Origin of the sequence: Psychrobacillus sp. FSL K6-4046 (genome assembly GCF_038624605.1) — a bacterium.
Classification (GTDB): Bacteria; Bacillota; Bacilli; order Bacillales_A; family Planococcaceae; genus Psychrobacillus.
The window spans coordinates 1,442,330-1,466,035 of record NZ_CP152020.1 but is presented as its reverse complement, the minus strand read 5'-3'; the positions used below and the strand labels follow the sequence as shown (position 1 = coordinate 1,466,035).

The window sequence follows — 23,706 nt, the reverse complement described above, 5'->3', positions numbered from 1 at the left end:
AATTTTTAAAACAACTAAATGCCTAATATTCAAAATTTTCCCTTGAAATAAGTATTAGGAACTACGGAACACTAATAATTTCTATTTAATAGAAATTTATATAGGTCATATTTCTCTCCACAAAAAAAGAAAGAAGGAGTTGTTAGTAAACTCACTTCTTTCTTATGGAAGTTAATAGTAATATTAAACAATATTTCAGTGTTTATCAGGAAGGTATTACCACAATATAATTTTAGATTCTTTGCTTTACGCCCATATCTTCACCTTCATAATCTTATATAAAACCACCTAGCCACAATCCTAAGAAAGTACCTACATAGTTTCCAATAATATATCCTAATGTCCCAACTATTAAAATTGGGCCTACTAAATTACTCCATCCCTTCGCTATTGCCAGCGCTGCAGCTGTGGTTGGTCCTCCAATATTGGCATTTACAGCGAGTAGCGTTTCTTCTAATTCGAATTTGAAGACCTTCGCCCCTACTAAAGAAATAGTAAGATTGATAGCTACGATGATAAAAGCAAAAACTAACAATAAAGGAGCATTATTAATAATTAATGGTATGGACGCTGGAATACCTATTACAACAAAGAAAATATGAATGAGATAAGTTCCAATTTCTTGGCTTCCTCTTAACGAATCAAAGAATTTTGGAAACAATAATAGAGCAAGGAAAGTAAATGTCGTTAACAACAAATACTGATCTCCTATTAATCCGTTCAAAAGATTGAAAAGAAAATTTACATCTTCTCCTGATGGGATAAGCGTATCAAACCAAGTTGATACCTTTTTTGCTAAAATCACTAATGCAAATGCTATTCCCACTGACAGAGCTATATCTTTTAATGATATCTCTTTCGGTTTCCAGTAAGTCTTCGCTTGATTATCCTTGTCGTTATTCCCTCTAGATTCTAACTCATCAATATGAGGTGTCTTATACTTTTTACGGAAAAATTGCATGGTAGGAATAATCATTAAGATGACAAATAAAAGTGCCATGTTCAAATTATCAGCAACTACTGCAGAAGATACAAGCTCACCAGGTGTTTCAAACTTAGCAGACATAGCTGCAAAGTTAACTCCACCTCCTATATAACTAGCACTAAACATTCCAGCTAGCTTATCAAGCAGTGGTATATGTTCCTTTAATATAAAAAATGCAATAATCGTTCCAGCAACAGTCCCAATGGAGCTTATTAAGAAAATCATTAAAAGCCTGCCACTTTCTTTAAATAGCTTCTTGATATTTACATGAAAAAGGAGCAGTGGTATAGCAAGAGGAACAATTATAGTCCATACCGAATCATAAACAGCTGATTCCGTTGGTATGATGCCTGTATTAGAGAGTAGTATAGCAATCAATAATGCGATAATGGCTCCAGTTATTTTAGCTGCCCAGCTGAACCTCTGCTCTAAAAAGATACTTAATGAAGCCACGATAATAATGATTCCCCACAGTGTAAGCGTATCATCCGCTTGTATTAATGTATTTCCCATATTCTCCTCCTCATTTTCTTTAATCATGATACTTTTATTTAATCTATTATATTATTAATATTTAAATTTTCAAAATATATACCATATCGAAACATTGGATAGCTTTTAATGGATGTATTATAATTTACTGTGCTACATCAATGAAGATAATTAAATGAGGAGCTATACATAATGAAAAAATTTATGAACCAACCCGAGAATATGGTGATGGAAATGTGTAACGGATTAGTCCTAGCACATCCAGAGCTAGAATTTTTAAAGAAGTATAAAATTATTAAAAAGAAAACGATTGATCATAACAAAGTTAGCTTAATTAGTGGTGGAGGTAGCGGACATGAGCCTGCACACGCTGGATTCGTAGGAAAAGGCATGCTAGATGCTGCTGTTTGCGGAGATGTATTTGCCTCCCCTTCTCAAATCCAAGTGTACCAAGCTATTAAGGCAACAGCTGGTGAAAAAGGTCTTTTAATGATCATCAAAAACTATAGCGGTGATATGATGAATTTTAAAAATGGAGCTGCTTTAGCCAAAGAAGATGGTATACAAGTGGACTATGTGAAGGTAGACGATGATATTGCTGTAGAAGACAGCTTGTATACAGTAGGAAGACGAGGAGTTGCCGGTACTGTTTTTGTACACAAATTAGCCGGAGCTGCTGCAGCGGAAGGTAAAGATTTAAATGAAGTCAAAATTGTGGCCGAAAAAGCTGCAACTAACGTACGGAGCATTGGTGTAGCTTTTACGTCTTGTACCGTGCCTGCAAAAGGAACACCAACCTTTAAATTAGCTGAGGACGAAATAGAATATGGTGTAGGTATCCATGGAGAGCCAGGTATAAAACGAGAAAAAATGCTTTCTGCAGATGAGCTAGCAGATCGAATGACCACTGACCTTATAAAAGATTTAGGTATTAACGAAGAGGATGAGATTGCAGTATTAGTAAATGGCTTTGGAGCAACTCCTTTACAAGAATTGTACTTGTTAAACAACTCAGTTACACGAGTACTATCACAAAAGAACATTAAAGTGAATCGCATATTCGTAGGAAATTATATGACGAGCATCGACATGGCCGGGGCTTCTCTAACATTTTTAAAATTGGATGATGAACTAAAGGACTTGCTGTCTAAACCTAGTGATACACCAGCCTTTAAAGTAGGTGGACCAGTTGATCCAATTGAATATACGGAAGTGCTAGAGGAAAAGACAGAAAAGCAAGTATCCTTTAAAACTGAAACTGATGAAGATTATGCGTTAATACAGAATGAAAAATTAACCTTACACAACATGATTTACTTAATAGACAAAATGAGTGAAGTTATTATACAAAACGAGGTGCCCTTCTGTGAATTAGATTCCCATGCTGGAGACGGTGATTTTGGGATGAGTGTGGCTAAAGGTTTTAAGCAATTGAAAAGAGAATGGAATGACATTATTCAGCAGCGTGACCTAAACATCGGATCGTTTTTACACAGTTGTTCCCTAGTAATTATGGAATATTGCGGAGGAGCATCAGGACCTATTTGGGGATCTGCATTTAGAGCGGCTGGAAAAGAAACAATGGGTAAGAATGACTTGTCTATAGCTGAGTTCGCTGACATGCTCCAGGAAGCTGTAAAAGGAATTCAAACTACTGGAGAACGTTCCTTTGGGCGAGGTGCAGAGGTTGGAGATAAGACACTGATTGATGCTCTAATACCTTGTGTAGAGTCCTGGATGGATAGTGTCTCTACAGAAATAACATTTAAAATAGCGTTTGAACAAGGAGCTGCTGCTGCAGTTGAAGGTGCCGAAAAGACAAAAGACATTGTAGCTCGTATGGGACGAGCAGGCACAGTAGGTGAACGAAGCCTAGGTTATCCTGATGCAGGAGCCTATGGGTTAGGAGTAATCTTTACCGAGCTTTCCAACTCTATCAAATAACTATAAACGACCTATCTCTCCATAAGGAGGATAGGTCGTTTTAAATTATATTCTTTATATTTTTACATTGGTAATCAATTCAATACTTTTTCTCTTTTTACTACGCTTTTTCTCTTACTAGATAAGATTCTCTCTAATCGATTACGGTTATACCGTTGTGCGATTATAATTGGACCATTGAATAAAAAGGCATACAGAACCATGACCCATCCTGCCCACAAAGGATTCCAAAGAAAAAAGAAAACGGAAGGTAAAATAGATAGCCAATGGGTTAGTTCTGCCCTTCTTGACTCTATTAAAAACTTGAAAAGGTAATCCCTATTTTTACTTATAAGACTCTTTTTCTCAAAGCCCTTTTGGATGATTTTTGTTCCATCTGGTATCAGATGCTTCCATTTTTTAACTTGGAAAAGTCGTGACCATAGCTGATTTGATTTTTCCCATTCTCTAATACGATATAAATTATTATCATTTTCAAATTTACTTGAAGGAATAGCCGCCATGCAAAGCGATATAGCTATATGAAAAAAAGTCCATGCTACTATATCTATTAAAATAGTTTCCATTATAGGTAACTCTACCAGCTGTATTGGATTCCCCTTATACATTTATTTTTCTACCCTTCCAAGTAACCGTACGAAACAGCTTTGTTCGCACCAGTGACCAGGAAAAGATTCCAATAAAAAAGAAAAATAATATTGGATAAATTATAAATACATAAAATCTAAAGTTACCAGTACGGCGTGCCATTAAATAGACTTGTATCATAAATCCTACATAACAAATACAGGCAATAGCAATCCATGAGACAGAACCAATATAAAATCCTAATATCAGTAATGCAATGGGAAGAAAGCTTCCACTGATCCAAGTACTTATTAACGACATTACAAGTGGATGCGTAGACCGAGAGGCAGTACCAAAATTTTTTGTCCATCCTTCTATTAATGAGTTCATGCCTTCCGGATACATTTGAAAGTTAAGTACTCCTCTACCGCTAATACATCGCACTGGTATACCAATTTTTTTAAAAGCCTTCGCAAGCTCAAAATCATCCATAATCGCTTCACCAACAACAAAATGTCCTCCAGCATCCATATAGTCCTTTCGAGCGGTTAAAATACAGGGACCAAATGCGCCTGCACTTTCCAATCGAGTACTCCACACAGTAAAAATATTCATACCAGTCATAACAATAATATTGAAAATGGCAGAAAAGTTTTCATACAGCTTTTTGACCTTATGATAAGGCTGGACTGATAAAATTCCACTCGCTCCTTGCGACTGATAATTTAATGCTAGAGTTTTTAAACTATTCTCATGCTCCAGCCTTGTGTCAGCATCTAAAAATAATAACCAATCTCCAGCTGCAGCCTTTGAGCCGATCCAGCAAGCGGCAGATTTTCCCTTCCAGCTAAGGTCTCCCTCATGGGTTTGTATAACCCTGCCTCCAAAGTCATTCGCAATTTGTACTGTCCTGTCAGTGGATTCATCATCAACAACAATAATTTCCTTCGGCTTTAGAGACTGTTTTTGTAATGATTCAAGCAATGGCTGTAAGCGCCCTGCCTCATTTCTTGCTGGAATAATAACTGTGATAGAAGGGTTTCCAGATAGTTCTTCTTTTATTTGTCCCGGTACTGGGATTTTCCAAAGCATCAAAACACCACAAATCATTGCTAGGATGAGAAAAGCAACTATAATCATAAAAAGTAACTGTAACATAAGCCCACCTCTTCCTTATGATTCTTTTCTGTCTCTCTCCTCAATCATCCCGCTCACCTGCTGACCACTTAGTGTAACCATAGGCATACCGCCACCTGGATTCACTGTGCCACCTACAAAGTATAGATTATCGTAAAGCTCACTATGTTTAGTATTCTTAAATCCGTGATTTTTCTTTTTCGAGGAAACTGTTCCATAAATAGAACCTCGATGGGAATAATACGTACGTTCAATGTCATGTGGTGTCCACATATCCTCCGTGACAATATGCTGTCGAAGCCCTTCCAATCCCATTTTTTCAAGCTTAATCAATACTCGTTCTCTTAGCTCTAAATAATCGTTATCCGTAAAGGGCTTATCTTGTATATAAGGAATATGAGGTAATATTTTTATATTTTCATGTCCAGGAGGCGCCTGACTTGGGTCTGTTTTATTTGTATTTACCAAATAAATCGTTGGATCATCAGGTAGCTCATAGCGATGGAAAACCTGATCCATTTGTTCTTTCAAGTTATCCGAAAAGAAAAAGTTATGGTGAGCTAATTGAGGATATTTTTTATTAACCCCTAGATGTAATACTAAACCCGAGCTTGAAGGTTCAAACTTATTTTCTAGTTTTTCTACATAGGCTGGTTCTTCTTCTAGTAACTTTTCATATGCTGGAATTACCTCCATATTAGAGATAAAATAATCTGCACTAACTCTTGTTCCATCGGCAAGCTCTGCAGAAGCAATACGCTTGGCTCCGTCTCTATGTAATTGCTTTACCTCTTTTCCAGTGTGGAAGGATATGCCAAGCTCCTTACCAAGCTTCACCATCCCACGGGCGATTCCATGCATACCGCCTGGAACATACCATACACCCTGTGCATGCTGCATATAAATCATCATATTTAATACTGCGGGTGCATCATACGGAGATGAGCCAACATACTTAATAAAGTAAGAAAGCATAGTTCTTAAATTAGGATTGCTTATTCTCTTTTTTATCCCAGCATACATAGTAGAAAAATAATCAAAGCCTTTTAGTGACTCTATGAATCCATGCTGCTTAAACACGTCCATGGTGTTATCTAATCCTTTGCCTAAATACCCTTCTTCTGTTACTTCATATATTCTTTTTGCATATAGAAGGAATTCCTCATACTCTCGTATATCCTTTGCTGACAAGCTCATATTTTCCTTTGCCATCTTTTCAAGATCCCCGTATAGATCAATAGTTGTTCCATCTGTAAAAAAGGAACGCCACTCATGCTCTAATCTAAATGTCGATATATAATCCGACATATTACGGTCACTACGTGTAAATAGTCGGTTAAAGATATGTGGCATGGTAAGAATAGAGGGTCCTAAATCAAATCCAAAACCATCTTGTTCTAGTCGATTTAGCTTTCCGCCTAGATGATTGTTTTTCTCATAAAGGGAAACAGAATAACCTGCCTGTGCCAATGAAATAGCCGCAGATAATCCACCTAATCCCCCACCTATTATTACGACAGTTTTTTGTTTTTCTACCATTATGAAAGCACCTTCCTATTCACTACAAAACGAGCTGCCTGATGGATTTTTTGCATCTCAATTGGTGAAACATAATTTTTTACATGAAAACAATCATAATTATTTTTTCTCACCGCATTTAATATTCCCCGATAAACCTTTGCTGCTAGTAATACCTGAAAACGACTATCCTCATCAAAATAAAAGATAGAATGAAAGAAATTGTCGTACAACTCCTCCGCATGTTGCGCTAGGGATTCCCAAATGCGAATAAAACTGGAGTTAATAGTGGCATTCTTTAAATGATCCGCGCTGTATAACTCTGAAGCTAAAAGAGACTGAGGTATATAAATTCTATTTTTTATCTGGTAATCTTCGCCGATGTCTCGCAGAATATTCGTAATTTGCATAGCTATACCGAGGCTAATAGCCTGCTCTGTTAAATCTATGCTACTGCCTTGTGCAAGGACAGGCAAAAGCATTAAGCCAACTGTTCCAGCTACATAATAGCTGTATTTCTCCAATTCCTTAAGCGTCATTGGTTCAGTAAAATTTATATCCATCCGCTGACCCTCCAATTGCTCATAAAAGGGTTCAATGCTCATGTTATATCTATTAAATACGTCCCGAAGTGCTAGCCACATTGGATGTTGAATTTCTTCCCCTTTCTCAAAAAGCTGCAGCTCCTTTTTTAAGCGTTCCAGTTCTTCCTGTTGTCTAACCTTGGAACCATTCTCGTCGACACTGTCGTCTGCTCTCCTGCAAAAAGTATAAATAGCAAATACAGCATTCGCTTTGTCCTCTGGCAGCTGACTAAAAGCGAAATAAAAGCTCTTCGAGTTCTTTTTAATGATTTCTTCGCAATACCGATAGTAATCCTTTACTGTTGTATCCTGTTTTCTCACCAAATCCTTCGCCTCCTTCTAATATTTATAGGACTTGCGCATCCTCTCTCATAGCCTGCTAATAACAATAGCTGGACAATAATTGGAGCAAGCGAACAAGATTTTCATAGTTTCACTTTTTTAATTGGTCACAAGTTCTGGAAAGCCCGCTTTATTTTTTTCTTTTATTCCATCATCCAATAACAGTTCTTCGGTTGCGATCTTAGCAGAGAGTAAGACGATAGGCACTCCTGCTCCTGGATGCGTGCTACTTCCAGTAAAATATAGATTTTCACAGTTTTTTGCTTTACTCTGTGGACGCATATGGTTGCTTTGCGTCAGTGTTGGCTGTAGACCAAAGCAAGCACCGTTATATGCATTAAATTTAGACTCAAAATCTAATGGAGTCATATACGTTTCAGAAACAATTTCCTCTTCAATATTTTCTAACCCTTTAACATTCTTTAGAGAATCCATTACTTTTTTCCGATAATATTGAACCGTTTCATCTGTCCATTCATACTTCGAGGAAGATAGCTCAGGAACTGGCACAAGAATATAAAGCCCGTCCTTTCCTTCTGGTGCAAGACTAGGATCTAATTTAGAGCCTACGTAAACATAGAAAGAAGGCTGCTCCAACTTGTTCCCATCAAAAATATCAGTGAGGTTCTTCTCTAACTCTTCAGTGATAAAGAAATTGTGTACATTGTCCAGTTCATCGTATTTTCGATCCATTCCTAAATACATCACGAAGCAGGAACAGGAATATTTCATACTATCTATTTTTTTATCCGTATACTTTCCTTTGGATTTAGTATCCTTGACTAAATTTTTCATTGCATAAGGGAAATCAGCATTGCACATAACAAAATCAGAAAGAACTTCTTTTCCTTTTACTCGGATACCATAAGCCTGTTGATCTTTTATAAGAACCTCATCTACAGATGCATTGTAATAAACTTTGCCACCTAGTTCCTTAAATAACCGCTCCATTGAGGAAGCCATTGTATACATTCCACCTTTGATAAACCAAACTCCATAAAGCATTTCTATCATTGGGATAATTGTGTATAAAGAAGGTCCATTGTATGGCGACACTCCTATGTATAACGTTTGAAAGCTGAGAATTTGCTTTATGCGTTCATTCTTTACATACTTCCCGATAAAATGGTCTGCACTATCAAACGTTTTTAGCTTAAGCATTTGACGAATCGTATTTGGATTATAAAAATCAGTGAAGTTACGGAAAGGTCTTTGAAGAAAATGATTTTTTGCTACAAGATAACGTTGGTAAATTTCCTGAAGATAGTTTAAAAAGCCTTTTGAATCTTCCTCTGATATATTCTCTAGCGTCTTCATAAGCTCTACCAAATCAGAAGAGATGTCGTATTTTTCCTCCGCCTTTGCTCCGAAGTAAGTTGAATACATCGGATCAATTTTTTGCATAGGGATATAATCGTCCGGATCTCTTCCAGTTAACTCAAATACTTCCCTATATAGCTCAGGCATCATCACAATACTCGGCCCAAGATCAAATTGATAACCATCCATGTCAATTCGATTCATTTTGCCACCTGGTAAAGCCTCCTTTTCATATAACTCCACTTCATATCCAGCATGCTGAAGGCGAATGGCACTTGCTAATCCAGCTACCCCTGCTCCAATAACTACTACTCTCTTTTTACTTTTTGGCATTATTTATTCTTCCTCTCCGTCAAATATTGTCTTTATCCTACAAACGTTATTTGTTTTAATTATTCACAAACATTATACAAAAGTCAATCAATTTGTATAACCTTTATTTGTTTTACATTATACAAACATTATATAAAATTATTTCTTTCTATTATAAAATTAAAAAAACCCCCTTGTGCTCCTTTAGCACAAGAGGGTTCTATACTATGATTTATTATTCACTTTTTTCGTGAATTATTTTTTTGTGTCGCTTGATCAGCCTTTTTAAATTCCTGCTGATACAAAACTTCTTGAGTTGATGTTAAACCATTGTCTTTTACAGTTAATTGCTCATGTGGCGGTTTACGGTCTGGCATCATACCACTCCTTTCAAAGTATATTATTATGTTGTTCTTTGAAAGGAGAGATATACTACATCATGCTAATTTTAAAAAAGTATAATAATCCTGTCAGGGATATGTTATCCAACTTTTACTTATATCATGCACTTCAGCTATTAATCTTGTTTTAATTCAACATTATCGAGCAACGTACGAACTTCATCCGTTGACTTTGTATTCATCAATTGATTTCTTAATTCACTTGCCCCTGGGAAGCCTTTAACATATATTTTGAAGAAACGATGAAGTGCCGAGATGGAGCGTGGCAATTCCTCTGCATATTTGTCCTGTAAATCCAGCTGCAACCTTAAAAGGTCAAGGTATTCCTGTGTACTATGCTCTTTTGGCTCTTTTTCAAATGCAAACGGATTTTTAAAAATACCGCGTCCAATCATAACTCCATCAACGCCATATTGTTCTACTAGCTTAAGCCCTGTTTCTCTATCAGGGATATCACCGTTTATAGTTAAAAGCGTGTTTGGCGCAATACGATCACGTAGCTTTTTAATTTCTGGAATCAGCTCCCAATGTGCGTCAACTTGGCTCATTTCCTTTCTAGTACGTAAATGAATAGAAAGGTTCGCAATATCCTGTTCAAGAATATGCGTTAGCCATTCTTGCCATTCATCTATTTCTGTATATCCAAGTCTTGTCTTAACACTTACTGGCAATCCACCAGCTTTAGCTGCTTCTATAAGTTCTGCTGCTGTGTCTGGTCGAAGAATTAGACCACTGCCCTTTCCTCTTGTTGCTACATTCGGTACAGGACAGCCCATATTAATATCAATACCTTTAAAACCTAGCTCAGCCATTCCGATACTCATTTGACGGAAAAATTCGGGTTTATCTCCCCAAATATGCGCAACCATTGGCTGTTCGTCCTCAGTAAAAAGTAATCTTCCGCGCACACTTTTTTGGCCCTCTGGATGACAATAGCTCTCCGTGTTTGTAAATTCCGTAAAGAAGACATCAGGTCTACCTGCTTTACTAACAACTTGACGAAAAACTACATCTGTCACATCTTCCATTGGTGCAAGTACAAAAAAAGGTTTAGGCAATTCCTGCCAAAAATTTTTAGTCATATTTATATTCCAACCCTCTCGTAATGGGATTCATCTTCAACCACAGATCCCAGTGTTATTAAAAATTATGATTTAATTTACATATAAAAAGTTATTGCACATATAAAGAGAGCTATAAAGATCTCGTTTGGCTAGGCAATAAAGTCATTTTTATAGTATAACCTAGCTTTTTCAATTTATCTTCATACATGTTTCTCTTATAAAGATTTTCATTTTGCAAGAAGTAAATTTGGTAGTTCTGCTCTTTATTTATTTCGTTTAGTGACACATTTAAAACAAGGAGTCAAAAGACAGAAAAAATGCCCCAAACCCCTTTATATAAAAGGATTTGAAGCACTTTTAGTTAGGTTCAAACTTCGATCACCTGAACCAATCTACGTCCCAGGAGAGATTCGAACTCCCGACCGACGCCTTAGAAGGGCGTTGCTCTATCCAGCTGAGCTACTGAGACAATATTTTCTTTCCGAATTAAAATACTGGAAAGACAATATTTATTATCATGTATATTTGATTTATTGTCAAGGGTATTAATCATTTTTTATAAATTAATAAGGAAAAAAGAACATTATTTCCTATCCTATCCCCTTATTTCCTACAGAACAAGCAATTAAGCTACTCAATTGTTTCTTTAAATGCTTTTCTCCCTGTATAAACTTTATTAACATCTATTGTTATGCTGCTAATAGAGTTTTCTGTCAAGGGGACTTTGCCATCCTTCTGTACTTTGTTCCAATTCTTCACATCACTTCTGTACAAATATTCTGATAGACGATAAATATCCACGTCTTTTTCCAGTCCTTCTAAATAGGTTTCTTCGATTTCTTTCTTTATTTGTTTCTTCACAAATTGGCGAATCTCTTTCTCAGTAATTTTTCCTTCAAAGCTACTTAGTAAAGCATTCATATTTAATTTTACTTCAAATTTTACATCATTGCCTTGAACTTTAGGTTTTACTTTTATTTTTAGATTATCTATAGTAATCGAAACAAACTTATCTTCACGAGGAATTGTAATTTCCCCTTTTTTAGTTTCCTTAGTCATCCACTGTAATCCATTAATCTTTTCGCCTGAGATAAAGCCTTTAAATTCATCTGGAGTAACGACACCTACTCCCTCGAATTTCGGTAGTTTATCTTTTTCTTTTTCATTCTCCCAATTATCGTCTATTTTCACATAGGGTATGTTTACTTCGTAACTAGGTTCATTTAAACGGATAACGAGCTTCCGAAAATCTATTGGTTCTACAAAGGACTCTTGTTGGTATGAACTCATAGGATCTGCTAGTTTAAGTCTAGTCATGGCGCTGTTAAAAAGAGGATTTAGCAACATAATTTCACCGATAGGATCATTCGTTGAATATACCCACGTTTGATATCTAATCTCCCTAAATCTTAAAAAGGCGTTAATAACAACATTAGCTCTTCCTTCTTTAAGCGCTTCCTCTGAAAGTACCATATATGTCATATGCCCCCAGAATAACTTCAAATCCGTCGATTTATACAATTCAAAGAATGCCTCTTCTATAGTGTCTCCTTTAGCCTTGCCAACTTCCACCTGAATAGCATCCTGGTTTGGTTGCTCCGTTTTTGCAATATTGATGAAGTCGATGATTTGAGCATGTATTTCATACTTATCCTCTTTATAATCTATCCCTATTGCATAGATGTATCGTATTCTATTTGGTTCATCCACATCCCAACAGCTGGTAAGTAGAGGTAGAACTAAGCAAAGAATGCACAATTGTTTAGTTATTCTCTTCATCATCTTCTCCTCCAATTCGAGTAGAATCCTGAGGGTTTAAAGAATGAGGACGTTCTTTATAGTTTTTGGGCGCAGGCCTTATAAGAGATCTTTTAATAGTTGACCAGCTCAAATCCGTTGCAATATTCATATAAGGAACTCCAAATATTCTGATATTTGATAAATAAAGCAGTAAAAAATATAAAGCAATAAAAAATCCAAACAATCCTAGAATAGATGTAATCAGTATGAGTATGATTCGAACTATACTTACAGCAGTGACAAGCGACTGATTCACTAAAGTGAAGGTGGCGATTGTGGATATAGCTATCACAACAATCATTGCAGGGCTAGTTAAGCCTGCTCTTATAGCTGCATCCCCTATGATTAGACCACCTACTACACTTATGGTTCCACCAATAACGCTTGGCAATCGTAAGCCTGCCTCCCTAAATAACTCAAACATACCAAGCATCGTCAGCATTTCAACGGCTGAGGGCAACGGTAGTCCGGAATTATTTTGAACAACGGTGGCTAGTAATTGAAAGGGTAGTTGGTCCTGATGAAAAGTAGTAAGCGCTAGCCAAAAGGCTGGCAAAGCTAATCCTATCATTAGACCAATTATCCTCAGCACTCTTTCCGCACTACTAAAAGCGATTGGATATTCCACGTCTTCCCCTGATTTTAATAGCAAAAATAAGTTGACTGGGGTTATTACTACATAAGCCACGCCATCAACTAGAATAAGAAACCTTCCCCTTACCAAGGCTTGTACAGCAAAATCTGGCCTTCCAGTATAATCATTTCTAGGGAAGATGGGAGATTTTTTATTTATTTTTTCCAGCAAAAGTTCTCCACTAAAAACAATATCAATATCAACTTCCTTTAATTGACTCATAATATCCTTTAGGATGTCCTTGCTAGCAATATCATCCATATAAAGTACAGCAACTGTTGTCTTTGATCTTTTTCCTAGTTCCAGTTTTTCCACATTCAAGGAGTTTGTAGGTAATCTTTTTCTTATTAAAGCAATATTAACCGAAATATCCTCAATAAAATTATCCCTTGGCCCCTTAATAAGTACTTCCATCCTGGATTCCTCAGGACTTCTATTAGGCTTTTTAGCAATATTACTTGAAAATGTTAGATTTTCATTCTCAATATGAAGAATTAGATAACCATTAAATATTCTAGTGATTATATCTTCTTTTGCCTCTACCTTTTGTAAATCTGGTATATGAAGCTTATTCAAAATGAACTCCTCAAGTGGTTCCTCGCCAACCTCAGTGCACATTTTTTGTATCCGAGGAACAATGGTTTCATTTAGTAGTTGGAGATCGGTCATAGCATCACAGGTAATGAAATGGACTTTATATTTCCCATAGTTATACAACTGAAAAATGACATCTTCATTCTTCTTGAATAGTTCTTTTATTGTTTGAAGATCCAGTTTCTCCTCCGTTGGTTTCACTTTGTTTCCCTCCTTTCATACGTCTTTTCTCTTTTTTTGTTGTTTTTTTATGAAAAAAAGCTATCAAGAACAAGAAGATTGATACTAGTAAAAAGAACACGAAAGTAGTTATAAGAAAGTAGTTACCTTTAATGAAAAGAAATAAATTGTCGTTTATTAACGTTAAAATCATACAAATGATAAAGAACGCTGGGGCTAAGATGAACCATACAGGCTTCTTGTTTTTCATTTTAAGAAGGTCAATTGTGATGAATAAAAGCAGCCCAACACGTATAAAGGCACCAGTTAACCATTGGTAGATGGGAAAAAAGTCAAGATGTTCGATGAACTGCCCAATAGTAACTAAACCCCATTCCTCATATGCCGGATAATTTTGTTCCGCGGCCTCGTGTGGACCAAACTCTGTAATGGCTCCCAGTAAAGGGCCTAAAGTTAGCCCCATTAACAAGAAAAGGATAATGGCAAAATGGTACCATCTCATTTTGTCTTTAATATGTTGCTGTAAAAAGAGAAGTAGTATTAGCTCGATATAACCTGCAGCAGGAAATATACTGGCTTTTAGCACAGGCTCCCAGCCATGCTCTAAAAAAGGTCGGATCAATGAATAATCCTTCACCTGAATGTTCACAAAGGCAACAAAAAATCCTAAAACTAAAACACCAAACAAGACCATAACATTTACTATTGCAATAGTTTGGATATTACTAGTTGCTAATAGGATGCACAAAACAATATAAATTATTAATAAGACGATGATGGATGTCGTAGGCAAGAAGGTGGTTTTCACCCACTGCATCGCTTCACGCATGGTAAAGGCTGCCAATACGAACAGATAGATCCCTACTACGTAACGAAAGATTGTACTAGTTTTGGGACCTGTTGCCTCCTGAAGCCACTCCATCAAGGGCCTTTGTTTCGCTTGCTTATAAATATAAACAAGTATAAAAATCCAGAAGCTCATAACTACTGCAGCCAGTATGACAGACATCCACCCATCTCTACCCCCAACCTCTAAAATGGGTGGTAGAATAGTGACATGATTTTTTAATCCAATCATCGTCATGGATAAAGCAACAATATGTAAAATACTTATCGGACCGACTCTTTTCAAATTCATACCTTCTAACGTTTTATAATACTTTCTAGTTTTGACAACTTTTAAAGCGTTTATAAGGTAAAATAGATATAAATTTGAGAACTATTCTTAAGCAACTATATTAGCTATGTTAAAGGGTAGGGTTGATTTATGATGCAAAGAAATCTTAAATTAGGGAGTAGATTTGATTTTTCGCCCCAGCCGGACGCTTTCCTCGGGGTAGGGATTCTTCTAAAACAAAAAGAGCAAGCTACATTAATAGCTCACTCTTTTGCAAAATACTTATTCAACTACTGAATAGTTTCCGTGCTCCATGGAAATTACATATTCAGGCTTCGGTGGTTTTCCACCGTGTTCTTTAATTTTATTTTTGTGACCAGCGATATGTTCAGGGCTCTTTTCCCATGCTTTCCATGCCTCTTCTGATTCCCAGCGAACGATCATTACTACTTCTTCTTCACCACGGCGAACGTTTTTCACTAAAAGTTCACGTCCGATAAAACCTTCTCTTTGTTCAATTAAAGATGGTCCTTGATCTGGTTTTTTCTTAAAGCGTTCTAGTACCTTATCTGAGTTTCCTTCTGTTACTGTCCATTTGCGAATTTGTACGAACATTGTCATCCCTCCAAATTATTACGAATATATGTAATATCTTTCTTATTACTGTCCTGATTCTTCCACTTCATTCTGTTGATCTTTTTCGTCAACTTCTACTAATTCAAATAACTGGGCAAATTCATCCATTAACATTTCTACAGCCTTTAGCTCCCCCACTAACACTGAGTTCACGGATTGTAGCTCTGGAGTAGCGAGCTGTCTTTTTAGAGAATTAGATTTCGTTTGCATTATCTCATAGAAGGCCAAAGCTCTTCCCCGACGAAACGTTTTTGCTCCACGTCTTTTTCCACTACCTCTACAAGGACCATTTCGGTCTTCACAGTGATCCGTGAGTCTTTCTCTATGGGAATCATTTTTCATTTTTCATCCCCCTAATGTATACATTCGTATACATAAAATTGTATACGAATGTATACATCCTGTCAATTTTAAGTAATGAAATCTGTATGTTTTGCTACCAGAAAAACAGATGCCATTAAAGCAGTGGATTACAGGCAAAGAAGCAAAAAGATAATAATTTCTTGTATTTAACGACTTCTCAAAAAAAGAAAAGCGCCTAAGACCCCCAACGTTAAAGGATTTTAAGCGCTTTTCTACCACGGTACCAACTTTCTAAACCTTGATACATCTGTTTACTTTTATACAATTAATCCTCTTTAACTGAAGCATCAACTGTTTCGTTATTAAAGTAGTTATTATACTTGTCCATGTCAAGACGGCCTTCCCATTTCGCCATGACTAATGCTGCTAATGTATTACCACATATGTTAACAACTGTACGCATCATATCTAATAGACGATCAATTCCAAGAATGAAAGCTAGCCCTTCTAAAGGAATACCTACTGCACCAAGTGTTGAAAGAAGCACGACAAACGATACTCCCGGCACACCTGCTATGCCTTTCGATGTGACCATTAACGTTAAAACTAAAATAATTTGATTTGATAAAGACAAATCAATATTGTACATTTGTGCAATGAATAATGCTGCAATTGCTTGGTATAAAGTAGAGCCATCTAAATTAAACGAATAACCTGTTGGAATAACAAATGACCCAATATCTTTTGGTACACCTGCTTTTTCTGTTTTCAGCATAATACGCGGCAATACAGTTTCCGAGCTTGCAGTGGAAAATCCTAATATGAGCTCGTCTTTAATCATTTTAATAATGCGGAATATGCTTAACCCAACAATTTTAGCCGTTATACCCAATACAACTACGATAAAGAAAATCATCGCAAAATAAACTAAGATCATTAGTTTCCCTAATGGAATTAAAGAAGATAACCCAAACGTGGAAACAGTCGTTGCGATTAATGCAAAAACACCAATTGGCGCAAACTTCATAATTAAATTCGTTACCCAGAACATCGCGTCAGCTACACCATGTGCTAATGCTAATACCGGTTTGCCTTTATCACCAATAGCTGCGACCCCTAGACCAAACAGTACGGAAAAGAAGATGATTGGCAACATGTCCCCTGCTGCCATTGAGGAGACAATGTTTGTAGGTACAATATTTACAATTGTATCCATTATGCTATGGTCTTCTTTAGACATTTCTTCTGTTGTTTCAACATACGAAGTAATGTCTCCTTTTGTTAACTCATTCATATCGACACCGCTACCAAATTGCGTTATATCAGCTAATAATATACCTAGAATAATGGCAACCGTTGTAATGATTTCAAAATAAACAAGTGTTTTAACACTAAGTTTTCCAACCTGTTTTAAAGAACCTTGACCGGCTACACCAACAATTAATGTCGAAACAATAATTGGGACTACAATCATTTTAATCATATTCATAAAAATCGTTCCGAAAGGTGTGATGTATTTTAAAATATTATCGTTTCCATAAAATATACCGCCAACAATAATACCTAAAATCAAACCGATTAAAATTTGCCAAGCCAACCCAATTTTTTTAAGCTTTTTCATTTCTTTTAATACCCCTCAATACTGAAGATAAAGAATAAATTATCTTAATATAATATATCGTTTTCATTATACTAGTATACTAACGAAAAGTTAATTTTTATATCCTATAAAATAATTGGTAAGAATAATTTCATTCTTACGATTATAAAAACCAATGCATCAACAGATGATATTAACATGATCAACAGTTGGTACCGCAAATAATTTAGAATAACCTACTGGATATGTCACGGTTATTTTAACAGTAGGAAATTTTTTTATTATTGATGGTCATATTTCTATGACTTGTACTCGCTAGTATGTTTTTTTCGTTTGGTAATATACAAATGACTTCTCATAAAGCCTCTTATTGGTATGGCAATTGGCAATGGCTTTAAACGTATGCCCTACAAACAGGTGCTGCAAATAATGTTTATTATGTAATTGTTTAAATGCATTAATGGTTGAATTATAAGCATCTTTTTGTTTAAAGATTACGGATGTCGACTTCAACCGATAGAGATTACTTAAGCTATAGTTGGAATATCACCATGAAATGTAGGTTTTTAATAGTAAAAGGGTCTGACCTGAATTAACTCTGTGGTAAAAACCAAGAATAAAAAGCACCTCAAATCCTTGAAAATAAAGGATTTGAGGTGCTTTTTAATTGATTTAAAATTATTTCTGAACCCATTTACGTCCCAGGAGAGATTCGAACTCCCGACCGACGCCTTAGAAGGGCGTTGCTCTATCCAGCTGAGCTACTGAGACCAAGTACTCCCCCACCACACAGATAGGAAAGACAAGATTTATTATATAATGATAACAAATGAATGTCAACACTACTTTTACGAAAAATTGAAAGTGACTTCTTCTAACAGTTTATGGTCAGAGGAGAAGAATAGAACTTGCCAACGATCTTTTTGTTTTTCTATAATTGAATAGCTCTTTTCCTTACGTCCCCTTGGTTGATGAAGACTTCCTGGGTTCACAAACAAGATACCGTTTTGAAGCTCTGCACCAAGTAAATGTGAATGGCCAAAGCAGACAATCGTCGCTCCTTCTTCCTGCGCCCTATAATTGAGAGGCAATATTGTGGATTTGACTTGATGACGATGGCCATGAACGATTAAAATGGTTTGGTCTTCCAACGAAATAATTTTTTCCTCTGGAAATCCAAGATCATAATCACAATTCCCTTTAACAACGGAAACAGGTTTGTCCTCAAAAAAGGAAGCCTCTAACTCACTATCCCCACAGTGAATGATGGCATCGACCTTTTCTGTATATAAGCGGATTACCTCTTCCATAGCCATTATATCCTTATGCGTATCACTCATGACTAAAAGCTTCATCGAACAGCCACCACCTTTATAGTAAATCAGGTAATTTTGACTTCAATTGCTTAATAGCATTTCCACGGTGAGAAATAGCCCCTTTTTCTTCTGCAGATAATTCGGCCATCATTTTATTCTCGGACGGAACAAAGAAGACTGGGTCATAGCCAAAACCGTTATTCCCTTTTCTTTCTTGAGCGATAACGCCTTCGCATGTTCCTCTGACTGTGAATGGCTTCATCGTTGGAGATGCCACTGCAATCACACAAACGAAGCGGGCACTTCTTTCGGATTCTTTTACGTTTTTAAGCTCTTCTAACAGTTTGGTGATGTTTGCCTCATCACTCTTCTCTTCTCCCGCATAACGCGCAGAATAGACACCAGGACGACCGCCTAAGGCATCCACTTCAAGGCCGCTGTCATCCGCAATTACGATCGATTGTAAATGTTCAGCTAATGCAGTCGCCTTTAACAAGGCATTTTCTTCAAAGGTTGTACCTGTTTCTTCAACATCCATTTCCTTTGCAACGTCATGTAGGGTTAGCACCTCATATCCAAGGGGATTAAATAATGCTTCAAAATCCTTTGCTTTCCCCTTATTTTTAGTTGCAATAATTATTTGATTCATGTTCAAATCATCCTTTCTCATCAATTTTAGAAGCTAAATCTCCTAATGCAGCTCGTTGGATATCCATTAACTGCTGGATTCCAGCTTCACCATACTCTAGAAGCTCCAATAGCTCATTTTTTGAGAAAGTTGCTTCTTCGCCCGTACCTTGAAGCTCAACGTACTCACCACTGCTAGTTTGTACTATATTCATATCCACAGTTGCGGAAGAGTCCTCTACGTAATTTAAATCTAACACTACTCCAATTTCATCAACTATTCCTACACTAGTAGCAGCTAGGTATTGAATTACAGGAAATTTAGGAAGCTGCTTTTGCTCATACAGTTTTCCTAGTGCAATGGTTAATGCAACAAACGCCCCAGTTATACTAGCAGTTCTTGTTCCTCCATCGGCCTGAATGACATCGCAGTCAATCCAAATTGTTTTTTCCCCAATTACTTCGAGGTCTACTACCGATCGCAAAGCTCGTCCTATTAGACGCTGTATTTCCATCGTACGACCAGTAACCTTCCCTTTAGACGACTCACGCTGTGTACGTGATTCTGTGGCGCGTGGAAGCATAGAATATTCAGCTGTAATCCAACCCTTACCTTGTCCTCTTAAAAAAGGAGGAACTCGATCTTCAATTGTTGCATTACAAATAACTTTGGTATTACCTACCGTGATTAATACAGATCCTTCTGGGTGCATTAAATAATCTGTCTCGATCGTTACCTTTCGCAATTGCTTTGTTTCTCTTCCATCAAATCTAATCATATATTTCTCCTTTTTATGTACCTGAACAGAAGAAAACCCCGCTATTCGAGGATTCTCTTAACAGGGTTAATGAAATGAAATTGTCCGTATATCTGCATTCGACAAGTTTAACCATTTTTCGACAATTGTTTTAAAGATGGGCACCGAACCGGTCGTATAGAAAATAGGTTCTTTCTCTATCTCGGTCGGATTGCGTAAATGATGATAATCTAAGTACTCCAATACATCCTGGGCGGTTTCCTCAGCTGATGATAGTACATTTACATGTTCACCAACTGCATCCTCAATATGCTTTTGCAATAATGGGTAATGCGTGCAACCAAGGATAACCGTATCAAAATGCTCTGATTTTAAGGGTTGCAAGGCTTCAAAAACCATTTTTCTCGCAAAGTCACCCTCATATTCATTACTCTCAACAATTGGAACAAAAGTAGGGCATGCAAGCGGAATGATTTTACTAGAAGTATTCAGAGCTGCAATCGCTTTTTCATAAGCCCCACTTTTAATTGTACCGCTTGTACCTAACACTACAATTTCATTTTTTTTCGTTGCTTTAATAGCCGCTCTTGCTCCCGGGAAAATAACACCTATCACTGGGAAAGGCATTTTCTTACTCAAGGAGTTTAGAGCTACTGCTGTCGCAGTATTACATGCTATTACAAGCATTTTAATTTTCATTTTAGACAAGGCAATTGCCATTTGCCATGTAAATTTACGAACTTCTTCACTAGTTCTAGGTCCATAAGGACATCTAGCTGTATCACCAATATAAATAATTTCTTCGTTTGGGAGTAGATGCATAATTTCTTTTGCAACTGTCAAACCTCCCACACCAGAGTCTATCACACCGATTGGGGCTTTCACGTCAATTCCTCAGTTCTTTTTCATCTCAAGATGTAATTTTGCTAATAAAGTTGATAATGTTTGTGCTTCATCTTGGTCAAACTGTTTCAGCACATCTTTTAAGTATTGCTGTCGTTTGTCAATTACCTCTTCGATGATACGCTCGCCTTCTTTTAATAAATGTATTCGTACAACTCGACGATCTTGCTCGTCTCTTACTCGCTGTACTAGTTCACTTCTTTCCATCCGGTCAATTAAGTCCGTAGTGGTACTAAAAGCTAAATACATTTTATTAGATAAATCCCCGATTGTCATGTCTCCAATCTCGAAAAGCCACTGAAGAGCTACAAACTGGGGAGGCGTTATCGTATAAGAATTTAAGATTTGTCGCCCTCTTTGTTTGATAATCCCTGAAATATGCCGAAGTTCTTTTTCTAAAAAAGCAACATCTTCGTGGTTAAGTTCCACTTGGTTCTTTTCTTCTGCCATGAATCTCACTCCTCAAAACAATACGTCCTCTTATTATTGTGACTTGTTCTGAGGAAAATGGCAAGGATTCAAATCAATTCAATGATAATTCGCCTAGTCTTAATAGTTCAACAATTGCTTGAGATCTACCAGATACGCCTAATTTTTGTATCGTGTTAGATATATGGTTTCGAACTGTTTTTTCACTAATAGACAGCTGAATTGAAATGTCTTTTGTAGAATTGTCTTCTACTAATAATTGAAATATTTGACGCTCTCTGCTCGTCAAAATTGATCTTTGCTGATTACCATCGTACAATGCCATAGCCCCCTATCCACTCTCCTACTAACGTATGTAGCAAAGGGATGGTAGGTGACGGCTAGTAAATACTCTTTTGAAAAACTTCTTTTTCTTGTTCGGTCCATTTTGCAGATTTTCCGGTTTTCTTATCAATTTGAACAATGCTTCCTCTACCAGTAAACACTATATCCCCTTTAGTATTCTTTGCCATGTAATGGATGTCAACGGAAGAACTACCAACTGAATTGGCTTTTACATAAATACGAAGCTTCTCATCAAAAAATACCTGTTTCTGATAATCACATTGTAGATCAGCAACTACTGGTATCTTTTCTCCTTTAGGATTAAGCCAATCATTCATAAGCATAACCTTTTTAAAGTATTCAATACGAGCATATTCAAAGTAAGTGAATGGTATAGTATTATTTAAATGTCCGTACATATCTGTTTCTGAAAAACGTACACTGACCTCCGTATAAAAAGAAAATCCCTTTTCCCATGCTTCTAGGTCTTCTATGTATCCTGCTCTCATATAATAATCCCCTTTATATTTAGAATAGATATTCATTTAAAAATGAATAATCATTCATTTATTATATCAGAAAATTAAAAATCCATCTAACAAATTATTAGTGAAAGGAATACACATTTCATCCGGTTTCTTTGTCGTATTTTGACGAACGGACAATACTTGAAAAAAGCCTTAAACATCGCCGGGAACTTTCCAACAAGAAAAGCGCAATCGCCTGTCTCTGCCCCGACCGGCAAATGGGGAAAAGCAAGGAGGCAGCTCCTCAGCCACCGGAGCTTTTATCCATTTGACCCCGAGGGGCAAGGCGGTGGAGCTAGACATCCAGAAAAGCGCAAGCGCCTATCTCTGCCCCGACAGGCAAATGGAGAAAAGCGAGGAGGCAGTTCCTCAGCCACCGGAGCTTTTATCCATTTGACCCCGAGGGGCAAGGCGGTGGAGCTAGACATCAATTTATCCACAGGTTCAGTATTTTGTAATTTCCTAAACAATAAAAAAAAGCCCAGAATTTGCATTCTGAGCTTTTACATATTTATTAGTCTACCATGTTGTCGCTTCCGAAGAAGTTTCTAAACATTTGAACTGTAGTATCACGGTTTAATGCAGCGATAGAAGTTGTAAGTGGAATACCTTTTGGACATGCAACTACACAGTTTTGTGCGTTACCACAGTTTGCAAGGCCTCCATCTCCCATGATCGCATTTAAACGCTCGTCTTTATTCATAGCTCCAGTTGGATGCGCATTGAACAAACGAACTTGTGAAAGCGGAGCTGGTCCGATAAATGAAGCATTATCATTTACGTTTGGACAAGCCTCTAAACATACACCACAAGTCATACATTTAGACAATTCATAAGCCCATTGACGTTTACGCTCTGGCATACGTGGACCTTCACCAAGGTCATAAGAACCATCAATTGGAACCCATGCTTTAACTTTTTTCAAAGCATCAAACATACGGCTTCTATCTACTTGAAGGTCACGTACGACAGGGAAAGTGCTCATAGGTGCTAATGTAATCGGTTGAGTCAATTGATCAATAAGTGTTGAACAAGATTGACGTGGACGACCATTAATAACCATTGAACATGCACCACATACTTCCTCTAAGCAGTTCATGTCCCATGTTACAGGAGTAGTAGCTTTACCATCTGTGTTAACTGGTCTTTGACGAATTTCCATTAATGCAGAAATTACATTCATATTTGGACGCCAATTTACTTCGAATTTTTCCCAATAGGGTTTGGATTCAGGAGTATCTTGACGGTAAATTTCTATTTGAACCTTTTTGGTTTCTGTTGCCGTCACCATG

The 23,706-nt window shown here is 36.8% G+C and carries 23 protein-coding genes and 2 tRNA genes; 1 reads left to right on the top strand and 24 read right to left on the bottom strand.

The window, feature by feature from the left end; all coding sequences use genetic code 11:
• Positions 1-274: 274 nt before the first annotated feature.
• Positions 275-1,498: a DUF819 family protein gene (locus MKY09_RS07170; protein WP_342567965.1), complete on the bottom strand. Its 1,224-nt coding sequence runs from the start codon at positions 1,496-1,498 to the stop codon at positions 275-277.
• Between the two features lie 171 nt (positions 1,499-1,669).
• Here MKY09_RS07170 and dhaK point away from each other — a divergent pair, with 171 nt between their 5' ends.
• A complete protein-coding gene (dhaK, locus tag MKY09_RS07165) occupies positions 1,670-3,421 on the top strand; it encodes a dihydroxyacetone kinase subunit DhaK (RefSeq protein WP_342567964.1) in 1,752 nt (583 codons plus the stop codon).
• 74 nt (positions 3,422-3,495) lie between these two features.
• Here the strand turns inward: dhaK and MKY09_RS07160 are convergent, their stop codons facing one another.
• From MKY09_RS07160 to sdhB, 23 genes are all read right to left on the bottom strand, one after another.
• Positions 3,496-3,987, bottom strand: coding sequence for a glycosyl-4,4'-diaponeurosporenoate acyltransferase (locus tag MKY09_RS07160; protein WP_342567963.1), 492 nt, complete (start codon positions 3,985-3,987; stop codon positions 3,496-3,498).
• Between the two features lie 34 nt (positions 3,988-4,021).
• Positions 4,022-5,146, bottom strand: coding sequence for a glycosyltransferase (locus MKY09_RS07155; protein WP_342567962.1), 1,125 nt, complete (start codon positions 5,144-5,146; stop codon positions 4,022-4,024).
• A 15-nt stretch (positions 5,147-5,161) separates the two neighbouring features.
• Positions 5,162-6,664 (bottom strand): phytoene desaturase family protein, encoded by a 1,503-nt coding sequence (gene crtI, locus MKY09_RS07150; RefSeq protein WP_342567961.1) that lies wholly within the window; start codon positions 6,662-6,664, stop codon positions 5,162-5,164.
• A complete protein-coding gene (locus MKY09_RS07145) occupies positions 6,664-7,548 on the bottom strand; it encodes a phytoene/squalene synthase family protein (RefSeq protein WP_342568220.1) in 885 nt (294 codons plus the stop codon). The genes crtI (MKY09_RS07150) and MKY09_RS07145 overlap by 1 nt, the downstream gene beginning before the upstream one ends.
• A gap of 120 nt (positions 7,549-7,668) precedes the next feature.
• Entirely contained in the window at positions 7,669-9,222 is a 1,554-nt protein-coding gene (gene crtI, locus MKY09_RS07140; protein ID WP_298471648.1) for a phytoene desaturase family protein, read from the bottom strand.
• Between the two features lie 218 nt (positions 9,223-9,440).
• The gene (locus tag MKY09_RS07135; protein ID WP_251553420.1) at positions 9,441-9,578 is read right to left on the bottom strand and encodes a YfhE family protein; all 138 of its coding nucleotides are present in this window, start codon (positions 9,576-9,578) and stop codon (positions 9,441-9,443) included.
• 140 nt (positions 9,579-9,718) lie between these two features.
• Complete coding sequence (locus MKY09_RS07130) at positions 9,719-10,684, bottom strand: tRNA-dihydrouridine synthase (protein ID WP_169361004.1); 966 nt, start codon at positions 10,682-10,684, stop codon at positions 9,719-9,721.
• A 377-nt stretch (positions 10,685-11,061) separates the two neighbouring features.
• Positions 11,062-11,135, bottom strand: a tRNA-Arg gene (locus tag MKY09_RS07125).
• 161 nt (positions 11,136-11,296) lie between these two features.
• Complete coding sequence (locus MKY09_RS07120) at positions 11,297-12,448, bottom strand: Ger(x)C family spore germination protein (RefSeq protein ID WP_340830137.1); 1,152 nt, start codon at positions 12,446-12,448, stop codon at positions 11,297-11,299.
• Positions 12,429-13,895 carry a spore germination protein gene (locus MKY09_RS07115; RefSeq protein ID WP_342567960.1) on the bottom strand — a complete coding sequence of 489 codons (1,467 nt, stop codon included), beginning with the start codon at positions 13,893-13,895 and terminating at the stop codon, positions 12,429-12,431. The genes MKY09_RS07120 and MKY09_RS07115 overlap by 20 nt, the downstream gene beginning before the upstream one ends.
• Positions 13,834-15,006, bottom strand: a complete 1,173-nt coding sequence (locus MKY09_RS07110; RefSeq protein ID WP_342567959.1) for an endospore germination permease — start codon at positions 15,004-15,006, stop codon at positions 13,834-13,836. Before MKY09_RS07110 ends, MKY09_RS07115 begins: the two co-directional genes overlap by 62 nt.
• A 267-nt stretch (positions 15,007-15,273) precedes the next feature.
• On the bottom strand, positions 15,274-15,606 hold the full coding sequence (locus MKY09_RS07105; RefSeq protein ID WP_169361001.1) for an antibiotic biosynthesis monooxygenase: 333 nt from the start codon (positions 15,604-15,606) through the stop codon (positions 15,274-15,276).
• Positions 15,607-15,651: 45 nt separating this feature from the next.
• A complete protein-coding gene (locus tag MKY09_RS07100; protein WP_205964137.1) occupies positions 15,652-15,969 on the bottom strand; it encodes a hypothetical protein in 318 nt (105 codons plus the stop codon).
• Positions 15,970-16,255: 286 nt separating this feature from the next.
• The gene (locus MKY09_RS07095; RefSeq protein WP_342567958.1) at positions 16,256-17,551 is read right to left on the bottom strand and encodes a cation:dicarboxylase symporter family transporter; all 1,296 of its coding nucleotides are present in this window, start codon (positions 17,549-17,551) and stop codon (positions 16,256-16,258) included.
• A gap of 676 nt (positions 17,552-18,227) precedes the next feature.
• A tRNA-Arg gene (locus MKY09_RS07090) sits at positions 18,228-18,301 on the bottom strand.
• Between the two features lie 77 nt (positions 18,302-18,378).
• Entirely contained in the window at positions 18,379-18,885 is a 507-nt protein-coding gene (locus MKY09_RS07085; protein WP_342567957.1) for a metallophosphoesterase, read from the bottom strand.
• 16 nt (positions 18,886-18,901) lie between these two features.
• Entirely contained in the window at positions 18,902-19,495 is a 594-nt protein-coding gene (locus MKY09_RS07080) for an XTP/dITP diphosphatase (protein ID WP_342567956.1), read from the bottom strand.
• Between the two features lie 7 nt (positions 19,496-19,502).
• Positions 19,503-20,252, bottom strand: coding sequence for a ribonuclease PH (gene rph / locus MKY09_RS07075; RefSeq protein ID WP_342567955.1), 750 nt, complete (start codon positions 20,250-20,252; stop codon positions 19,503-19,505).
• Positions 20,253-20,318: 66 nt separating this feature from the next.
• On the bottom strand, positions 20,319-21,116 hold the full coding sequence (gene racE, locus MKY09_RS07070; protein ID WP_169360996.1) for a glutamate racemase: 798 nt from the start codon (positions 21,114-21,116) through the stop codon (positions 20,319-20,321).
• A 9-nt stretch (positions 21,117-21,125) separates the two neighbouring features.
• The gene (locus tag MKY09_RS07065; protein ID WP_169360995.1) at positions 21,126-21,584 is read right to left on the bottom strand and encodes a MarR family transcriptional regulator; all 459 of its coding nucleotides are present in this window, start codon (positions 21,582-21,584) and stop codon (positions 21,126-21,128) included.
• A 73-nt stretch (positions 21,585-21,657) separates the two neighbouring features.
• Positions 21,658-21,882 (bottom strand): LuxR C-terminal-related transcriptional regulator, encoded by a 225-nt coding sequence (locus MKY09_RS07060; protein WP_225215939.1) that lies wholly within the window; start codon positions 21,880-21,882, stop codon positions 21,658-21,660.
• Positions 21,883-21,943: 61 nt separating this feature from the next.
• Positions 21,944-22,396 carry a thioesterase family protein gene (locus tag MKY09_RS07055; RefSeq protein ID WP_298471671.1) on the bottom strand — a complete coding sequence of 151 codons (453 nt, stop codon included), beginning with the start codon at positions 22,394-22,396 and terminating at the stop codon, positions 21,944-21,946.
• Between the two features lie 532 nt (positions 22,397-22,928).
• Positions 22,929-23,705 (bottom strand): succinate dehydrogenase iron-sulfur subunit, encoded by a 777-nt coding sequence (sdhB, locus tag MKY09_RS07050; protein ID WP_205964149.1) that lies wholly within the window; start codon positions 23,703-23,705, stop codon positions 22,929-22,931.
• Position 23,706: the final 1 nt, after the last annotated feature.

Coding starts and splice junctions, on each gene's coding strand:
- MKY09_RS07170 (WP_342567965.1), bottom strand. CDS start 1,498: ATGGGAAATACATTAATACAAGCGGATGATACGCTTACACTGTGGGGA.
- dhaK (WP_342567964.1), top strand. CDS start 1,670: ATGAAAAAATTTATGAACCAACCCGAGAATATGGTGATGGAAATGTGT.
- MKY09_RS07160 (WP_342567963.1), bottom strand. CDS start 3,987: ATGGAAACTATTTTAATAGATATAGTAGCATGGACTTTTTTTCATATA.
- MKY09_RS07155 (WP_342567962.1), bottom strand. CDS start 5,146: ATGTTACAGTTACTTTTTATGATTATAGTTGCTTTTCTCATCCTAGCA.
- crtI (WP_342567961.1), bottom strand. CDS start 6,664: ATGGTAGAAAAACAAAAAACTGTCGTAATAATAGGTGGGGGATTAGGT.
- crtI (WP_298471648.1), bottom strand. CDS start 9,222: ATGCCAAAAAGTAAAAAGAGAGTAGTAGTTATTGGAGCAGGGGTAGCT.
- MKY09_RS07135 (WP_251553420.1), bottom strand. CDS start 9,578: ATGCCAGACCGTAAACCGCCACATGAGCAATTAACTGTAAAAGACAAT.
- MKY09_RS07130 (WP_169361004.1), bottom strand. CDS start 10,684: ATGACTAAAAATTTTTGGCAGGAATTGCCTAAACCTTTTTTTGTACTT.
- MKY09_RS07120 (WP_340830137.1), bottom strand. CDS start 12,448: ATGATGAAGAGAATAACTAAACAATTGTGCATTCTTTGCTTAGTTCTA.
- MKY09_RS07105 (WP_169361001.1), bottom strand. CDS start 15,606: ATGTTCGTACAAATTCGCAAATGGACAGTAACAGAAGGAAACTCAGAT.
- MKY09_RS07100 (WP_205964137.1), bottom strand. CDS start 15,969: ATGAAAAATGATTCCCATAGAGAAAGACTCACGGATCACTGTGAAGAC.
- MKY09_RS07095 (WP_342567958.1), bottom strand. CDS start 17,551: ATGAAAAAGCTTAAAAAAATTGGGTTGGCTTGGCAAATTTTAATCGGT.
- MKY09_RS07085 (WP_342567957.1), bottom strand. CDS start 18,885: ATGAAGCTTTTAGTCATGAGTGATACGCATAAGGATATAATGGCTATG.
- MKY09_RS07080 (WP_342567956.1), bottom strand. CDS start 19,495: ATGAATCAAATAATTATTGCAACTAAAAATAAGGGGAAAGCAAAGGAT.
- rph (WP_342567955.1), bottom strand. CDS start 20,252: ATGATTAGATTTGATGGAAGAGAAACAAAGCAATTGCGAAAGGTAACG.
- MKY09_RS07065 (WP_169360995.1), bottom strand. CDS start 21,584: ATGGCAGAAGAAAAGAACCAAGTGGAACTTAACCACGAAGATGTTGCT.
- MKY09_RS07055 (WP_298471671.1), bottom strand. CDS start 22,396: ATGAGAGCAGGATACATAGAAGACCTAGAAGCATGGGAAAAGGGATTT.
- sdhB (WP_205964149.1), bottom strand. CDS start 23,705: ATGGTGACGGCAACAGAAACCAAAAAGGTTCAAATAGAAATTTACCGT.